This window comes from Pseudomonas sp. LY-1, assembly GCF_053502595.1.
In genome coordinates, this window is sequence record NZ_CP094353.1 from 4210599 (window position 1) to 4227683 (window position 17085).

Here is a 17085-nt window from a genome sequence, read left to right on the forward strand (position 1 = left end):
GACGGGCGCGGACGCCGCAACCCCCTCAGAACAACGGCGCGGCCTTTGATTTAGTCAGATAACGCGCCGGGGTATCGCCCAGGTTGCGCCGGAACAACGCAGTGAAGGCGCTGGCACTGCTGAAGCCCAACTCAAACGCCACCTCGGTGACGGACACGCCGTGGCTGAGCCGGGCAGTGGCTTCCAGCAGGCAGACTTGCTGGCGCCAGGCGACGAACGTCATGCCCGTGTTCTCAAGGAAATGGCGGGTAAAGGTGCGCCGGCTCATGCTCGACCACGCGGCCATTTCGTCAATCGAAGTGTGTTGCGTAGGGGCCTCCAGAAAACGCTGGCAGGCGCTCGCCAGCCGTGGCTCGCGGGGCAACGGCGCGCTGAGGGGCAACTCGGGCATCGCTCCGATCTCGTCGATCAGCAGCGTCAGCACGCAGGCCTGCCTGGCATTGGGTAAGGTCGAGGGCTCGATGGCCAGCGCCGCCTGCAACAGATGCCTGAGCAGGGGCGACACTTCAAACACCTGGCAGCGTGCCTGCAACCCCGCCCGTGCGGCGGCGCCGGCGTCCAGGTAGGTATTGAGCATCACCACATCGCCGCGCATCTGCATTTCATGGGGCACGCCGCCGGGCACCCAGATCGCCCGCTGCGGCGGCACCACCCAGTTGCCCAGGTCGGTAAACATTTTCAGTGCGCCGGTGGAAGCGTAGGCGAACTGACCTCGCGGGTGCGTGTGCCGCGCAAACACGGTGCCAGAGGGGTATTCGCGCAGCGTCACCAGCGCGTCGGGGCTGTCGGCATCAAAAGTCGGCATCATGGCCCGATTCTGTCAAAAGTTGACCTGGCATAGCAAGCGGGCCATCGCCCTGCCGCCTAACATCGACGCCTTTGAAGCTGCACTCTGCCTAAAAGGAAACCCCATGCAGAAAAAACACCTGGTGCTTGCCGTGCTGGTTACGTTGGTCTGGGGGGTGAACTTCCCCCTGACAAAATTGGGCCTGCGTGCAATCGACCCCTTTGTCCTCACCGGCATACGCTTTGCCCTCGCCGCCCTGCCGCTGGTGTTCTTCATCAAGCGCCCCGCCGTGCGCTTCCACTATGTGGCGGCTTACGGGCTCATCTTCGGGCTGGGGATGTGGGGCGTGATCAACTATGGCATTCAGGTCGGTGTCAGCCCGGGAATCGCCTCGCTGATCATCCAACTCAGCGTGTTTTTCAGCATGGGTTGGGGCTATGTGCTGTTCCAGGAAAAAATCCGCAGGGCCCAAGTGCTCGGCGCCGTGCTCGCGGTGACCGGCCTGGCGGGGATTATCGCGACGCAACACGGCGACCACGCGCTGCTGGGTATTCTGTTGATCGTCTTCAGCGCGCTGGCCTGGAGTGTCGGCAACGTGATCATCAAGCAATCGGGCGTGAAAGAGATCTTCTCGTTCATGGTGTGGGCCAGTCTGTTCCCACCGATTCCGCTGTGGCTCATGGCCTGGTGGCTGCACGGCAGCGCAGCGTTCGCCAACGTGGGCGCCAACCTCGACCTGACGGCGGCGGGTTCCATCCTGTTCCAGGTCTACCTGGCCACGCACTTTGCCTACTGGGGCTGGAACTCACTGCTCAAGGCATACCCGGTATCCACCGTAGCGCCGCTGTCCCTGCTGATTCCGGTGTTCGGCATGACCAGTTCGATGCTGATCATCGGCGAGCGCATATCCACGCCCAACCTGCTCTCGATTGCGCTCATCATCACGGGACTGGCCGTGGGGTTGTACCGCACGCCCGCCAGTGCGCCTGGAAAAACACTCAGCCAGTGAAAGACACGCCCGCGAGAACGCGGTCGCCCAGCAAAAAATCACCTGCCCAGCACGATCCCACACTGCAAAAACACAATTATCGACATGTAAAAAGCGCTCTAATAGCCGCCTGTTGATTGGCTTTAAAGATTTTGGAGTTCGCAATGCCCCATGAAGGCAACCTGTTACAAGCAGCCGTGGTGTTCCTGCTCGCCGCCGTGCTGACCGTGCCCCTTGCCAAGCGCTTGCAGTTGGGCGCGGTGCTGGGCTATCTGTTCGCCGGTGTGATCATCGGCCCGTCGGTACTGGGCCTGATCGGCAACCCGCAAAGCGTCGCGCAGTTCTCGGAGTTGGGCGTGGTGCTGCTGCTGTTCATCATCGGCCTGGAGCTGTCGCCGAAACGTTTATGGGTGATGCGCAAGGCGGTATTCGGTGTCGGCCTGGCCCAAGTGCTGCTCACCGGCCTGGTGATGGGCGGGGTCGCGCTGTGGCTGTTCGGCCAGTCGTGGAACAGCGCAATCGTGCTGGGCCTGGGCCTGGCGCTGTCGTCCACCGCCTTTGGCCTGCAAAGCCTGGCCGAGCGCAAGGAACTGAACCAGCCCCACGGGCGCCTGGCTTTTGCGATTCTGCTGTTCCAGGACATTGCGGCGATCCCGCTGATTGCCATGGTGCCGTTGCTGGCCGGGGGCGATCACCCAAGCACCCAGGCCCAGGGCGTGCAGCACGTGTTGCAGATCCTCGGCAGCATCGCCGTGGTGATCATCGGCGGACGCTATCTGTTGCGCCCGGTGTTTCGCGTCGTCGCCAAGACCGGCTTGCGCGAAGTGTCCACGGCCACCGCGTTGCTGGTAGTGATCGGCACCGCCTGGCTGATGGAGTTGGTCGGCGTGTCCATGGCCCTGGGCGCGTTCCTCGCCGGCCTGCTGCTGGCGGACTCGGAATACCGCCACGAACTGGAATCCCAGATCGAACCGTTCAAGGGCCTGCTGCTCGGCCTGTTTTTCATCAGCGTGGGCATGGGCGCCAACCTCAGCCTGCTGCTCAGCTCGCCGCTGGTGGTGATCGGCCTGACCCTGCTGTTGATCGGTTTGAAACTGCCGCTGCTGTATGCCGTCGGCCGGCTGGTGGGCGATCTCAACCGCGAGAGCGCCTTGCGCCTGGGCGTGGTGCTGGCGGCAGGCGGTGAATTCGCCTTCGTGGTGTTCAAGATCGGCCGCGACCAGGGCCTGTTCGAACCGCACCTGTACGACATCCTGGTGCTGACCATCACCCTGTCGATGGCCGTGACGCCGCTGCTGTTGCTGGTCTGCCCGAAGCTGTTCAAGCCCAAGGTCAAACCCGTGGAAGTCCCCGAGGAATACCGCACCATCGAAAGCGATGCGCCGCGCGTGATCATCGCCGGCATGGGCCGCATGGGGCAGATCGTCGCGCGAATCCTGCGCGCGCAGAACATTTCGTTTATCGCCCTGGACACCTCGGTTGAAACCATCGAGCTGACCCGCAGTTTCGGCGGCATGCCGGTATTCTACGGCGACCCGCAACGTCCGGAGATCCTGCACGCGGCCAAGGTCGACCGGGCGGAGTTCTTCGTTATCGCGATGGATGACCCGGAGATCAACATCAAAACCGCCGAACTGGTGCGCAGCCTCTATCCGCACATGAAGATCATCGCCCGCGCCCGTAACCGCCAGCACGTCCACCGTTTGGTGGACCTCGACGCGTCACCGGTGCGCGAAACCTTCTATTCCAGCCTGGAAATGAGCCGCCGCACCCTGGTGGGCCTCGGCCTGAGCCAAGCCCAGGCCGACGCGCGCATCACCCGGTTCAAGAACCACGACCTGCAGGTCCTCGCCGCCCAGCACGCGGTGTACGACGACGCGGCCAAGGTCATGCAGACCGCCCAGGAAGCCCGTGCGGAACTGGCGCGGTTGTTTGAAATGGACCGTCTTGAGGAAGAGTCCGACAAGGTGTGATGGTGCAGATGAACGATCTTGCGAATTTTCTGACAGAATACGGCGCAATTTCGTTCATCTACCGGAGCGCTTCTTCATGGCCACTTTCACCAAGACCGCCGTCCTGCTGGCCCTGGCGCTTAGCGCCGGCAGCGTATTCGCCGCGGCCAAGCCGGCGGATCAGACCATCTCCACCTTGGGCGGCAAGTTCAGCTTCGACCTGCCCAAAGCCTATGTCGCCGACACCCTGCCAGCCGGCAAGGCAGCAGACGGCACCGGGGATACCCAAGGTACGATGTACGCGAACCAGACCACGAAAAGTGTGGTCATCGTCGCCGAAACCGTGCGCAACGACGGGGTGACCATTAAAGATAATGACCCGCAGTTTCTCGACGGCGCAGTCGCCGGCTTCGTCAAGGACCAGAGCGCCGCCCTGCCCGACTTCAAGAAACAGAACGAAAAGAAACTGACCTTCAAGGGCCTCGGCCTGCGCCAGGTGGACAGCACGGCCACCCAAGGCGGCGGCAAAACCTTGAACTCCACCTTCCTCGGCGGTTCCGGCAATCACTTACTGGTGATCCAGGCGATTTCGCGGGCGGATGATGTGAAGGGGCATGCGCAGTTGGTGAAACTGATCACCGGCGGCAAGTAAACCGACCGTTAAAACCACACCGATCAACTGTGGGAGGGGGCTTGCTCCCGATGGCGGTGCATCAGTCATGCATGTGTTGGCTGACACACTGCTATCGGGAGCAAGCTCCCTCTCACATTTTTAGCGGTGTTCACTTCACATTGGTTTCCAGCCAGGCCTTCAAGTCCTGCACTTCCGCTGCGCTGACGGTGTGGTTCATGCCCGGATAAGTATGAAACTGCGGCTTGAGCCCCAACCCCGACAACACCTCGTTCGCCCGCGTCGCCGAGGCATACGGCAGCGCCTGGTCCAACGTGCCGTGACCGATGAAAATCGCCAACTGGCCCAATCGCTCATCCGGCTTGAGCTGCGCCTTGAGCACCGGCAGCACGCTGCCACTGAGCGCCGCAATCCCGCGCACCAACTCAGGGTCACGTAACGCCACCTCGTAAGACATGATCGCGCCCTGGCTGAACCCCACCAGGAACACCCGGTCAGGCTGGGTGTGGTATTTGACGGTAGCCTTGGCGACAAACGCCTTGATCAGCCTGGCGCTGCTCTGCAGGTCGTCGGTCATCCCATCGTAATCGCCGTCACCCGGCGTCTTGGTGAACCAGCGGAACCCTTGGGCGTCCACCGGCATCGGCGCGCGCGCCGACAGGTAGGTCCAGGTGGACGGCAGCGCATCCTTGATGCCGAACAGGTCTTCCTCGTTGCTGCCAAAACCGTGCAGGAAAATCACCAGCGGCTGGTTGCGCGCATCGCCCTGGGTCTGTTCCAGGTACAACAACGGCAAGTCGGTGTGCAGGTCGGAATCGGCGTGGGCGGCACCGGCCACCAGGGTCAGCACCAGCGCGAACAGTTTGAACATGGAGATCGACCTCAGGGTTTGCGCAGCAAATAAGTGTCCATGATCCAGCCGTTGGCCAGACGCGCAGCCTTGCGCACCCGTTGGATGTCTTCAGCGACTTCACTCACCTTGCCGCTGATGAGGATTTCATCCGGCGTGCCGAGGTAGGCCCCCCAATAAATGTCCAGATCCTGATCGGCCACGCTGCGGTAGGAGTCTTCGGCGTCGAGCATCACCACCAGGGTGTCGGCATCGCTCGCCTGCCCCGCCGCCAAACGGCGCCCGGTGGTGATCTCGATGGAGCGGCCGATGCGGTTCAGCGGCACTTTGTGCTGGGCCGCCAGGGCCTGCACGCTGGTGATGCCGGGGATCACTTCGAATTCAAAGACGCAGCGGCCACTGGCCAGGATCGCCTGCAGAATGCGGATGGTGCTGTCGTACAACGCCGGATCGCCCCAAGCCAGAAAAGCCCCCACTTCACCGTCGGCCATTTCTTCGTTGATCATGCGCTCGAAGGTCTGCTGCTTATCGCGGTTGAGGTCCTGCACGGCGCGGGTGTAGTCGATGTCCCCGCGCACCCGCTCGGGGCAATCGGCCTCGACGAAGCGGTAGCCGGGCTCGGTGATGTAGGTCGCGCAGATCTCACGGCGCAGGTCGATCAGTTTGTCCTTGCTCTGGCCCTTGTCCATCAGGAAAAACACGTCGGTGCGGTTCAGCGCCTTCACGGCCTGCATCGTGATGTAGTCAGGGTTGCCGGCGCCAATGCCGATGATCAGGATGCGTTTCATGGGTTGCTCTCATTGCGGGGCGTGGATTTTGCCATGTTCACGCACTCAGGCGTGAGTTTCCAGGCGCAGGCGCCAGACGCCGTTGAAACGCAGCTCCGTGCAAGACAGCGGCTCCACATCGATGCGATAGAACATCGCGACGGGAAACTGCATGACGTAGAGCAACGCGGCGCGGATGACAAACGGGTGGGTGATGGCCACGACATGGCCGGATTCGGTTTGCAGCGACTGCATCCACTGCGCGACGCGCGCGCAGAGCCGATCCACCGACTCGCCACCGTGGGGTGCGCTCGCGCTGTCGGTGAGCCAGGTCGTCAGTTCGGCGCTGTCGAGCGCGGCGATGTCCTGGCCTTTCCAGTGCCCGACATCGCCATCGCGCAAGGCCTCGTCGATCTGCGCCCGATCGCCGAACAAGCTCGCTGTCTGACGGGTTCGCGCCTCGGGCCCACAGCGCAGCCGCACGTTTTTCTTGAAGCGACCGGCCAGGGATAACGCCGCGTTTTGCCAATCCATCACCAACGATTCGTCATCGGCAAAGCAGCCGCGCTTTTGCAACGGCGTGACGGCATGGCAGATCAGAGTCAAACGGGTGGCTTGCATCGCGGATCGCAGCTACAGGAAGGATGAGACCGCCAAGACTGGCGCAGTTGGGGCGATCACGCAACGTCCGGGGCCGGATCCTGCACTAATCAAACCACTCCCGCCGCCCCTCGAACGTACTGGTGATCAACTCGACAATCATCTGCACCGCCTCGGCATGCTGCACCTGCGCTTTCACCGCCAGCCACACCTGGCGCTGCATGGGCTCGGCGAGCAATCCCGGCAAGGCCACCAGGCCACGGTCGAAGCTGCCCATGTAGCGCGGCAGCAAACCGATGCAGGCGCCGCAGCGGATCATCTCGAGCATCAACGAATAGGCATGCACCTGCACGACCGCGGCCAGGCGCTGTGCCACCACCGTGTTCCATGGCTGCAAGGCGTTCACCTGCCCATCCGGCTGCCACTGCACCAGCATGTAGTCATCCAGGTCTTCGACACTGTCGGGGCGGGTTGTCAGCCGCGAGTAACGCTTGGCGATGTGCGGCAGGTACTCCAAGCGCGCCAGCACTTGAGGCGGCGCAGTGGGGAAACTCGGGCCGGGTGTGGGGCCATCGGCGTCGGAGAGCCACAGCACCACGTCAACGTCCACAGCTTGCAGGGACAATTGGCTGTCGATGGAGATGATTTCCAGGCGCACGCTGGCGTTGCGGCGCAGCAAGGCGATCAGGTCGCGCCCGAGGATGTCGTGCAGGATCGGCTCGGCCACGGCCAGGCGAATCAGCGGCTGCTCCACCACCGGCAGGCGCCGCGCATGGGCCAGGGCAATCAATTGCGCCTGCAGCAGTTGGCCATCGCGGCTGAGTACCAGGCCGTTGCCCTGAAAAATGAACAACACATGGCGCAGCTGTTCCTCCAGTTGCGCCAGGCGTTTGCGCAGCAGCGTCGCCTTGATATTCAGGCTGCGCGCCGCCTGCATGAAACAGCCGCAGCGCGCACTCACCAGAAAGTAGCGCGCGACCTCCGGCTCGATGTCGTTGGCCAGGGCCAACCAGGCGCTGCGGGACTGGCTCGGCTCGCGATAGGGTGCAGGCCCCTGGGGGCCAGACGGTTCTAGAAATGCCATGGGAGACTCCCTGTCTTGTAGGTCTTGTGCATCCAATGCGCTTGACGCGGGTTACTCCAGCACCTGGTTCAACTGCGCGCCGTCGATGCTCAAGGTCGCGGTATTGAGCATGCCTTCCAGATACGCCTTGGCGATCTGTTCCTGGCGTTGCGCGCGCAGGGCCTGGGTCAGGCGCTCGCGCAGTTCGTCGAGGGTGGCGGTGCGCGCCGGTTGCTGGGCGGTGAGTTTGAGCACATGGAACCCCGCCGGGCTTTGCACCACCTCCGAGACCGCGCCGACCTTGAGCCGCGACACCGCTTCGCGCACCGCTGGCACCAGTTGCTGCAACGGCTGCAAGCCCGAGTCGCCACCGCGCTGGGCGGTGTCCGGGTCTTGCGAGTATTGCGTGGCCAGGGCGGCAAAATCCCCCGGCGCGGCCTGGGCCTTGCGGCTCAGTTCCTGGGCCTGGCGACGTACCGCGTCGACACTTTGCGGGTCATTCAGCGCCAGGAAGATCTGGCTGACCCGGTACATCGGCGGCGTTATCCATTGTGCTTTGCCAGCGTCGTAGGCCTGCTGCAATTCAGCGGCGCTGGGGTAGTCGGCCGGCACCTGGCTGACCGAGAGCATGTAGTCGCGAAACACGATCTGTTCGGTGGCGGCGCGGGTCTGTTGCTCCACCTCCGGGCGCTGGCGCCAGCCCTGGGCGTCGGCCTGTTCGAGCACGGCCTTTTGCGCCAGACGCGAACGCAGCCAGCTCTCCAGGGCGCCACGGTTGCCGCGCAGTTGCTCACGGGATTCGGCCGGCAGGCTCGCCAGCACGCTTTTCAGTTCAGGCACGTCGATCTGCTGGTTGCCCAGGCGTGCCACCGCCGGCGCGCCACGCTCATTGGGTGAGGAGGTGACGACAGGCGCCGGTTGCTGAGCGGCGACCGGGTCGCTACCCGGTCGCAGGCTCAACCCCACCGCCACCACCAGCAACGTCAGCGCCCCCGCGCCGACAACCACGGTTCGCTTCTTCACAGCACCGGTACCTCTTCAGCCACAGGTTCAGCCGCCGCCTGGGCCTGCAACTGCGCGGCGTGCTGGCTGTACTCACGCAGGTAGACGATAAATTCCTGCAGCAGGCGGTCCCACAGTTCCAACTGGCTGCGCAGGTGCGTGGCGCCGACACCGGCCACCACCACGTCCATTTCCATCAGCAGAAATTCACCCTGCACCGACAGCCGCGCAAAACGGCGCGAGGCGTTCCACACCTGGGCCAGGCCTTCGGGCAAGTCGCCCTGCACGCGCAGCGCGCAGCTGTAGGTGAAATCCACGTAGCTGCCCGGCTCCGTCGCCGGGTTGCCGAAGCGCACGGCAAAGCCGATGCCCTGGCTGGCGCTGAGCAGTTGCACGATGCCGTTCTGCTCGCTCTGGTTGACCCGGTAGCCGGCCTCTTGCAGCAACTCGGTGAGGCTCTGGGCGGTGACGCTGGTGATCAATTCGTTCATGGTCTGCTCTTCCTTGTGGATCAATGATTGACGCCCGCCTGGGGCGCATCGAAGCGGGTCTTGTACAGATCGTCGCCAAAACCCTGGGCCAGTTCCTCGAACTTGACCCGCGCACCGCTGGCGAAGGGTTGGCGAATACTCATTACCTCGGCCACGTCGATTTTTTCGTAGGCCGCGAGCAACTGCTGAGCCACGCCGTACATCTGCTGATTCTTGGCTGAACATTGCTGCACTTGTGTGTCACGTTCGCTCAGTTGCGCCTGCAGGCGTGCGCGCTCGGTTTCTTTGCCCTTGGCCAACACCAGCAGTTCGTCATAAGCCTTCTTGAACTTGCCGATCTGCTCGTTGCTCGCCGCCGCCTGGGCTTGCGCCTGGCTGTGCAGGTTCTGTTGCTGGCCGGCGAGTTGCTCGGCCACGCCACGGGCCTTTTCCAGCTCGGCGGTCAATTGCTTGATTTGCACCTGGGCCTGCTTGGCCTGGTTTTCCGCCGCCAGGCGCGCGGCACTGGCCTGGGCCTGCTCGCTTTGCAGCGCCTGCAACTGCTGGGTGGTGCTGCGCAGTTGCGTGCGCAGGCGCTCTTCCATGCCTTCGGCCGAAGCACCGGTGGTAACCAGCAGCAACAGCAGCGCGCATATTCGCGTGTTCATGGGGCATCTCCCTGCGCATCAGAAGCGCGTGTTGAGTTCCAGTTGCATCACATCGACTTCGAACGGCGCGCCATACACTTCCGACGCGCTCAACCAACGCGCACTGGCGTAGATGTTCTTGTCGATGCCGTAGTTGCCGCCAATGAAGTAGCCCTTGGCGTTGGTGCCGCCGAGGTGATACGAGGAGTCGTTGAAACCGTCAGGCAAGGCGTCAGGCTGGATGTACTTGTAGCCGGCCAGCACGTTCCAATCGCCACGTTTGCGCATCTCCAGCGCACTGCCGAGGGTGAACTGCACCATCATGGCGTTGCCGCCACTTTCAAACTGGCCCTTGCTGTTGATGTTGTTGACGATCTGGCCTTCGCTGCGCTTGAGCATTTCGCCTTTGTCGTAGGCCAGGTTGCGGATGTAGTTGCCTTGGGTGCGCAACTTGAAGTCGCTGGGCAGTTCGCTGTCCCAGACCAGGTTGAGGTCCAGCACGTCGAACTTGGACGCCAGGCCTACGTACTGCGGGTCTGGCGTTCTAACAGGGTCCGCCGGGTTGGTGGTGTTGTTACGCAGCAGGAACACACTGTTGCCTTTTTGCATAAAGGCCACACGCGTGCCGTCGGTGTCGCAACCGGGGGCGCCGGCCCACGGCGAACAAGGGCTGGAGCGCTCGCCCTGGATGTCCTGGAACTGGTAGTAGGCCGCGGCGAGCTTAAGGCTGTTGCCGCGGTTGATCTTCCAATCGGCGCCGATTTGCCCGCCGAACAGCCATTTGGTCTGACTGTCTTCCTTGTCCTTGCCGTTGCTGCTGGCGGCATCCGCGGTGTATTCGACCGGGAATGCACCGAGGGTGCCGAACAGGCCCCACTCGTTGTTGAGCTTGTGGTTGAAGATCGCAGCCACGCCGTCGAAATTGAGCTCGTTGGAATACATCATGTCGGTGGCGTAGAACGGATTGGCGATTCGCCCGCCGGTCAAGGTCATGTAGTCGGTGGTTTTCCACCTCAGGTAACCCTGGTCGAGCCAGATGTCCTTCTTGCCGAAGCCACCGCCCAGGGTCTGGGTAGTGGACACCGGGTTATTGTCAGAGCCGGTGCCCAGGCGAATGCCGGCGGTCCATTCCGGCGAAATCACCGCTTTCATGCCCAGGCGCGCACGCAGGCGGAACAGGCTTTCGCGGTCTTCACGGGTGTTGAGCAGCGGCGGCAACTTGGTGTTGGAGTTGCGGTTGACGTCGTAAGGCCCGTTCTCATTGAGCTTGGCGTAATCGAGGATTTCATTGCTGTTGTTACCCGAGAAATAGCGCGACTCGTCACGCAGGCGGATATCGCCATCAAAGCTGATGCGCGAGACCCAATCCGGGAAGGTATTGGGCTGGGCCCAGTTTTCCTGCTTGGCGGTGGCCATGACTTCGGCCTTGACCTGATCGCGGATCTGATCGCGCACCGCTTGCGGCACATACTGCACGCGCACATCGCCAGGTGCCGCCGTCGGGCCGCTGGCGACCACCGGCGCGGCATTGGCCTGGCGTGCCTGCTGGGCCTCTTTTTCTGCCTGGGCGATCAGCCCATTGGCGGTGTCCTGGGTGAGCACGCCTTGCTGTACCAGCAGGCGGATCAGGTTGATCGTGACGTTTTCCGAAGGGGCGACCGGGGCGGCCGTCGCCTGGCCGACCAGGGTCGCGATGACCATGCCGACCGCCAGGGTCAGGCGATTCACGGGGGAAATCATTCGTAAGCAACTCCTGTAAAAAACTGCAAAAAATGGGTTCGATCAATCCGGACGCCGACCCTTGAGGGACAGGCGCACCGGCATGCTCACCGAGGCTGGAACGCGTTGCGCGGCATGCGGTACACGCAACGCCGCCAGCACCTGGGCGTCGGTCTCGCGGTCGCCGCTGGACTTGGCCAGCTCCACACGCGTGACCTGACCCTCGGCGCTCAACCACACATCCGCCTGTACCGCGTAGGCCTTTTTGCGTAACTCCGGGTCTTCCCTCAGCAGGCGTTGAAACACCCCCGCCAGGTATTGCTTGTACGTGCCGGCACCGAGGCCACCGCCGCCGGAACCGGCCATGCCACCGCCCTTGCCCGCGCCGATGTTGAAGCCGTCATTGCCGGACTGCGCATCGCCATCGATCTGCATCGGGTTGGCCAAGTCGTCGGCCGGCGAAGGCGGTGCTTCTTCCGCCGGTTTCACCTCTTCGGGCTCCGGCGTGGGCACCGGCTCGGGTACTTTTTCTTCCACCTGGGGCTCGGGTTCCTTGGGTTTTTCCGGCGGCGGTGGCGGCGGTGGCGGCAACGGGATAATGGTCGGCACCTTGGGTGCTTCGCGGCGTACCCCACTCATGTCATTGGCCCATTGCCAGAGAAACCAGGCGGCCACGGCGCCCAGCAGCAGGCCGGCGCCCCACTTCAGCGGGCGCAGCGGCGGCTTGTTCTTCACGGGCAACGGCGGCATCGGGATCTGTGCGGTCATGACTCAGCCCTGGCTCGGTTTGCCGGTGACCAGCCCGACCTGGGACAGCTCCAACCGCCGCAGCAGGTCGAGCACCTCGATCACCTTCTGGTACTGCACCGTGGCGTCGCCGCGCACGATCACCGGGAAATCCGGGTTCAGCGCTTTCTCGATGCGCAGGCGCTCCTCCAGCTCGCCGAGGGTGACCGGGTAGGCATCGAGAAACACCTGGCCGCCGTCGTTGACGGAGATGGCCTTGGTCTTGGCCTCCGACAGCGACACCGAGGCGCTGGCCTTGGGTAGATGAATCTGGATGCCCGAGACCTGGGCGGTGGCGGTGAGGATGAACATCACCAGCACCACCATCAGCACGTCCACCAGGGGCGTGATGTTGATGCTGTCGACGGCGGCATCGTCGTCATCGTCGTGGGAGGCATTTACGGAAGCCATGGCGATTCTCCTCAGGCCGAAACCGGCGCGTGGTGCGGCACGCGGTGCGCCGCGTCACTGAACTGGCTCTCGCCGTGCATCTCCGCCAGGCGTGTGATGAACTCGTCAACGAACACGCGCATGTCGGCGCTGACTTCCTTGTTGCGCGTGATCAGACGGTTGTAGCCGAACAGCGCGGGGATCGCGACGAACAGGCCCATGGCCGTGGCCAGCAAGGCCGCCGCCATGCCCGGGGCGATCGCATTGATGTTCACGTCGCCGGCCATGGCCGTGCCGAGGAACACCACCATGATGCCCAGCACCGTACCCAGCAGGCCGATGTACGGGCCGCCGGCGATGGCGTTGGACAGCGTCGACAGTTTGGAACTGAGTGCCTGGTTTTCGCGGGTACGCACGCCGTCCATGGAGCAACGGATGGCTTCGATGGTGGCCGCCGACACCGACGAGGTGTCGGCGCCCTGGGCGCGGCGGGTGCGGATCTCCTTGACCGCCACGCAGTACAGGCGCCACAGCGAAGAGTGGGTCAGGCGTTCGGCGAGTACGCTGTCGTCGTAGAACATTTCCAGGCGGGTGCCGATCTGCGCGAACTGCTCGCGAAACGCCTCGTTGGCACTGCTCACACGGCTGACCATGCGGTTCTTGCGAATCATGATGACCCACGACTGGAACATCATCGCCACCAGCACCAGGATGATCACCCAGGCATCCACCGGCACCGCGTTGAGCAGAAAGCCCAGGCTGCCGAAACCGAAGCCCGACTGTTCTTCATCCACGCCGTAAGCGACCAGTTTCGACTCGGCGCCCTGGGCACTCGCATCGGCCAGCAACACGGTCGCCGGGCGGGCCACCTTGGACAGGCGCAGCTCATCCATCGCCCCGGCAAACGGCAAGTGCGGGCCGGCTGCTTCCGGCAGATCGGCGCCGATCGCCAGTTGTGTATTGAACGCCGGCATCGCCACCGCCAGGCTCGCGGTTTCGCGGCCGTTGACATACAGCGTGACTTTTTCACCCTCGGCGGTGAACGCCAGGTGCTGCCATTGACCGGGGTTCAATGGCTGGGTCGAGACGGCGCGCTGGCCGTCGACTTCCACGAACGGCATGCCTTGGTTCAACCCGAGCAACAGGCTATGCGGAGCCTCACGCCGGGCGAGGACGATCTGCTCGCCGCTGGCCTGGTCCAGGCGCAGCCAGGCGCTGAATGTGAAGGCGCCACCGGCGGCATGTTGCAGCGACGGGCTGGCCGGCAACAGCAAGGGCTGGCCACTGAACTGCAAGGCCCGCCCGACCACGCCGTCGATGCTGCTGCCGGTGGCATTCAGCGCGGTGTTGGCGTAGGCCGTGGTGTCCCGTGGCGGTGTGCCGCTGGCCCCGTCAAAGTGATACAGCGCGGTGTAATTCGGGTCGAAGGTCAGCTGGCCGTTGGCGGTGGCCGGGGCCTTCTGGTTACCGTAGTACATCCACAGGTCCTGGCGCTGAGCGCCTTCGACCTTGGGCACATCGACCCAGATCAGCGCCATGCCCATCAGCGGGTCGAAGCTTTCGATCTGGTGGTTGAACACGGTCTTGTCATCGGCACCGACAAAGCGCAGGTCGCTGCCGTCATCCTTGACCCCGTCAAAGGTGAAGTTGCCGGTGTGCAGGCGCACCAGCAGCGCGGTGCGGCCCAGAGCCTGGTTGATCGCGGCGCCTTGGGCGGTGGTGTCCACGCTGATCTGTTTGCGGTAGTGCCAATCGTCCTGCCACCAGGCATGGGCGGTGGCCGGGAGCGCGAAGCCCAGGCAGATCAACAGGCTCAGGAATAGGCGTTGCATGGGAAGAATCTCCGGGGAAAAGGGTCAGAAGGTCGCTTGCACACTGAAGTGCAGTCGCGAGTCCTGTTTCTGGGTGTTTGGTCCGTCGAGCAGCGGGTAGCCCCAATCCAGGCTGCCGGACAACCATTTGCTCAAACTGGCGCGGGTGCCAAGGCCGACACTGGCCAGGCTGTATTCGTCTTCCTGCTCGGGCAGCGGGTCGTGCAGACGCATGCGCGCGCCTTCGGCGAACGCGTAGAGGCGCCACTCCTGCACATAACTGCCGAGGAACTTGGCCAAAGACGGTGTGCGCAACTCCTGGGAGAGCAGCAACCCCTCATCCCCCGTGCGCTCAGCCGCCAGGTAACCGCGCACCGAGGTGGCGCCGCCAGCGGAATACTGCTCGTTGGACACCAGCGGTCCCGAGGCCAGCTGGAAGCCGGCCTTGGACGCCGACTGCCAGTCGTTGGCGAAGGTGTAGGTGTAATTGGCATCGCCCTTGAGCACGGCGAAACTCGGGCTGGAGTCCCAGCGCTTGGCACGGAATTCTTCGGCATCGCTGCCGTAGCCGAAGAACGCCCGGGTGCCCACCACCAGGTTCAACCCCAGGCCCAGCTGGGATTTTTCGCTGTAGCGGTAGCCGTTGTAGCCAAAGGTGAACGGGGCATACTTGAGCGGCACCTGGTCGCTGCTGGCGCCGAATTTCAGTTGTTCGTCGAAGTCCTTGAAGTCGATGCCGAAGGAGAACGAGTTGGCCCAGTTCCCGTCCAGCGGCAGGTTGTAGATCGCCGACACCCCGTAGGAATGGCCCTTGCCCAACACGTTGCTGCCGCCGATAGTGGCGATGTTGCTGTCGGACTGATAACCGGAAAACTGCAAGGTCCAGCGCTCATCCAACGGCGCGCTGTAGGAACCCGACCAGACCTTGGCATTCGAGCTGTCCTGGGGCGCGGTGAAATACGTCAGCGAGATGCTGTGGCCCAGTTGCCAGAGGTTGTCGTAGCCCAGGGTCGCGACCGAGCGCAGCTTCTCGGTGTCGGCGCTGTAGTCGTTGTTCAGGCCGATACTCGCGTGCCACGGATTCTGGTCTTCCACCTGCAAGTCGACGTCCATCGTGCCGGGGCGCTGCCCCTCGCGCACCAGCGGCGTGACCTGGCGCCCGGCACTGCGGTTGAGCCCGGCCAGCTGGGTTTGCACGCTGGCGAAATCCGGCACGGCGCCTTCCTTGAGCGCCGGTACTTCCTCGCGGATTTCCACCGGCGAGTAATGCTTGGCCCCCACCACCCGCACGCGGCCGACCTTGGTTTCGCTGACTTGCAGGTAGACGATGCCGTCATCGACCTTCTGCTCCGGCAGCTCCACAAACACCGACTGGTAGCCACGCGCCTGGTAGATCTTCTGCAGCGCGTCGCGGGCGCCTTCGATATCGTTCAGGGTCTTTTGCGGGCCGAGAAACGGGTACACCGCCTCTTCGATCGTTGCCGCATCGAGCACGGTATTGCCGCGCACGAAGTACTCGTTGACGTCCACCCGGCGCGCCGGGGCATCGCCCTCTTCGGCCAGCGCCGGCTGCACCAAGGTGCCCAGCGCCAGGCAACACAGCGCCAGCGTTGACTTGAACAGATGCTCCACACAGCCCCCTAAATGTCTAAAATGTTGCGCCCTCGCCGATTGCACGGCGTTTGGCCTGCTCAATTGCGGGTTATCGAAAGTTGGCTGTGCCGTGCCAGCCAGGTGTGCAACAAGGCGAAGTTCAACGAGAACTCCGGCATGTGCAGCAAGGCGCCACAAAACACTTCACCGATGACGGTCTGGATCAATTGCACCGCCCGCGGGTTGCTCAACAGGGTGGCGATATCGCGCTGCAGCACCTGGATGCCCCACACCTTCTGGTGCAGGTCGAGGCCGACGAACCAGCGGAACAGCAGGTTGTAATTGAGCTGTTCGTGCAGTTGCTGTTCGCTGGGCACGGAGTACAGCAATTGCAGCAGCAGGATCTGCAACACGGTGCGCGGCGCGATCTGCGTCCCGGGTGCGGGCTGCAGCAGGTCGTGGTGCCGGTCGAACACCGCATCGATCTGCGGGCGCAACAACACCAGCGAATGGCCGGCGGGGATGTAGCTGGAGACTTCCTTCAAAGCGCCCTGCCAATCGTCCTGCGAAACGATCCACACCCAGGGCGCGCCGTAGCGGTACACCGAAACCGGCTTCTTGCGCGCGGCTTCGACGATCTTCGACAGGCGCTGATCGAGCTCCTGCATGCCGACTTTCGAGTAACGTTCCATAGTTCCCATGTGCCCCACTCCTGGCGTCCTGCTGACGGCTGGGGAGACGACTTGTGGCCGCCTCCAGCGCGTTACATAGGCAAGACGGGCGTGGCCGGGCACTACCGAACTTTTGTCACGAAAGCTTCATTTTGGATTGAGTGGGGGGCATTTTTTGGGGAGGGGGTGATCGGCTACATGTCCGGTTCTTTGGGTGTGGCGGCTGGCGGTTCCGCTCTTACAGCGGGTCACTTTGGAAAAGCCCCAAAGCAACTAAAGGGCTCTTGCCCCACCACTCGGCACCTCGCTAGTGCTCGGTGTGCCCTCACTCCGGCCAGCGTGGTTTTACGGGGCGCCT

At 63.4% G+C, this 17085-nt stretch carries 17 protein-coding genes; 3 read left to right on the top strand and 14 right to left on the bottom strand.

Annotated elements, in window-relative coordinates; all coding sequences use genetic code 11:
• Positions 1–25: 25 nt before the first annotated feature.
• Positions 26–808, bottom strand: a complete 783-nt coding sequence (locus MOQ67_RS19135; protein WP_198717439.1) for an AraC family transcriptional regulator — start codon at positions 806–808, stop codon at positions 26–28.
• A gap of 103 nt (positions 809–911) precedes the next feature.
• Here MOQ67_RS19135 and MOQ67_RS19140 point away from each other — a divergent pair, with 103 nt between their 5' ends.
• The 3 genes from MOQ67_RS19140 to MOQ67_RS19150 all read left to right on the top strand — a co-directional run bounded on the left by MOQ67_RS19140 (position 912) and on the right by MOQ67_RS19150 (position 4379).
• Positions 912–1796 carry an EamA family transporter gene (locus MOQ67_RS19140; protein WP_104902991.1) on the top strand — a complete coding sequence of 295 codons (885 nt, stop codon included), beginning with the start codon at positions 912–914 and terminating at the stop codon, positions 1794–1796.
• 143 nt (positions 1797–1939) lie between these two features.
• On the top strand, positions 1940–3748 hold the full coding sequence (locus tag MOQ67_RS19145) for a monovalent cation:proton antiporter-2 (CPA2) family protein (protein ID WP_017849158.1): 1809 nt from the start codon (positions 1940–1942) through the stop codon (positions 3746–3748).
• A gap of 76 nt (positions 3749–3824) precedes the next feature.
• Entirely contained in the window at positions 3825–4379 is a 555-nt protein-coding gene (locus MOQ67_RS19150) for a hypothetical protein (protein WP_017849157.1), read from the top strand.
• Between the two features lie 130 nt (positions 4380–4509).
• Here MOQ67_RS19150 and MOQ67_RS19155 read toward each other — a convergent pair whose 3' ends face one another.
• The 13 genes from MOQ67_RS19155 to MOQ67_RS19215 all read right to left on the bottom strand — a co-directional run bounded on the left by MOQ67_RS19155 (position 4510) and on the right by MOQ67_RS19215 (position 16748).
• Positions 4510–5229, bottom strand: a complete 720-nt coding sequence (locus tag MOQ67_RS19155; RefSeq protein ID WP_017849156.1) for an alpha/beta hydrolase — start codon at positions 5227–5229, stop codon at positions 4510–4512.
• Between the two features lie 11 nt (positions 5230–5240).
• Positions 5241–5996, bottom strand: coding sequence for a precorrin-6A synthase (deacetylating) (gene cobF, locus MOQ67_RS19160; protein WP_057004366.1), 756 nt, complete (start codon positions 5994–5996; stop codon positions 5241–5243).
• A gap of 45 nt (positions 5997–6041) precedes the next feature.
• A complete protein-coding gene (locus MOQ67_RS19165) occupies positions 6042–6596 on the bottom strand; it encodes a histidine phosphatase family protein (RefSeq protein ID WP_017849154.1) in 555 nt (184 codons plus the stop codon).
• Positions 6597–6681: 85 nt separating this feature from the next.
• Entirely contained in the window at positions 6682–7659 is a 978-nt protein-coding gene (locus tag MOQ67_RS19170; RefSeq protein ID WP_046489220.1) for a LysR family transcriptional regulator, read from the bottom strand.
• 51 nt (positions 7660–7710) lie between these two features.
• Entirely contained in the window at positions 7711–8661 is a 951-nt protein-coding gene (locus MOQ67_RS19175) for a peptidylprolyl isomerase (RefSeq protein WP_046383053.1), read from the bottom strand.
• Positions 8658–9131, bottom strand: a complete 474-nt coding sequence (locus tag MOQ67_RS19180) for a YbjN domain-containing protein (RefSeq protein WP_046383052.1) — start codon at positions 9129–9131, stop codon at positions 8658–8660. The genes MOQ67_RS19175 and MOQ67_RS19180 overlap by 4 nt, the downstream gene beginning before the upstream one ends.
• Positions 9132–9151: 20 nt before the next feature.
• Positions 9152–9778: a hypothetical protein gene (locus MOQ67_RS19185; protein WP_046489225.1), complete on the bottom strand. Its 627-nt coding sequence runs from the start codon at positions 9776–9778 to the stop codon at positions 9152–9154.
• Positions 9779–9796: 18 nt separating this feature from the next.
• Complete coding sequence (locus MOQ67_RS19190; protein ID WP_057004369.1) at positions 9797–11497, bottom strand: putative porin; 1701 nt, start codon at positions 11495–11497, stop codon at positions 9797–9799.
• A 42-nt stretch (positions 11498–11539) separates the two neighbouring features.
• Positions 11540–12244 carry an energy transducer TonB family protein gene (locus tag MOQ67_RS19195; protein WP_017849148.1) on the bottom strand — a complete coding sequence of 235 codons (705 nt, stop codon included), beginning with the start codon at positions 12242–12244 and terminating at the stop codon, positions 11540–11542.
• A 3-nt stretch (positions 12245–12247) separates the two neighbouring features.
• Complete coding sequence (locus MOQ67_RS19200) at positions 12248–12673, bottom strand: ExbD/TolR family protein (protein WP_017849147.1); 426 nt, start codon at positions 12671–12673, stop codon at positions 12248–12250.
• Between the two features lie 11 nt (positions 12674–12684).
• A complete protein-coding gene (locus tag MOQ67_RS19205) occupies positions 12685–14484 on the bottom strand; it encodes a DUF2341 domain-containing protein (RefSeq protein WP_198717440.1) in 1800 nt (599 codons plus the stop codon).
• Positions 14485–14508: 24 nt separating this feature from the next.
• On the bottom strand, positions 14509–16095 hold the full coding sequence (locus MOQ67_RS19210; RefSeq protein ID WP_198717441.1) for a ShlB/FhaC/HecB family hemolysin secretion/activation protein: 1587 nt from the start codon (positions 16093–16095) through the stop codon (positions 14509–14511).
• Positions 16096–16154: 59 nt separating this feature from the next.
• Positions 16155–16748, bottom strand: a complete 594-nt coding sequence (locus MOQ67_RS19215; protein WP_104902985.1) for a transposase — start codon at positions 16746–16748, stop codon at positions 16155–16157.
• Between the last annotated feature and the right edge of the window lie 337 nt (positions 16749–17085).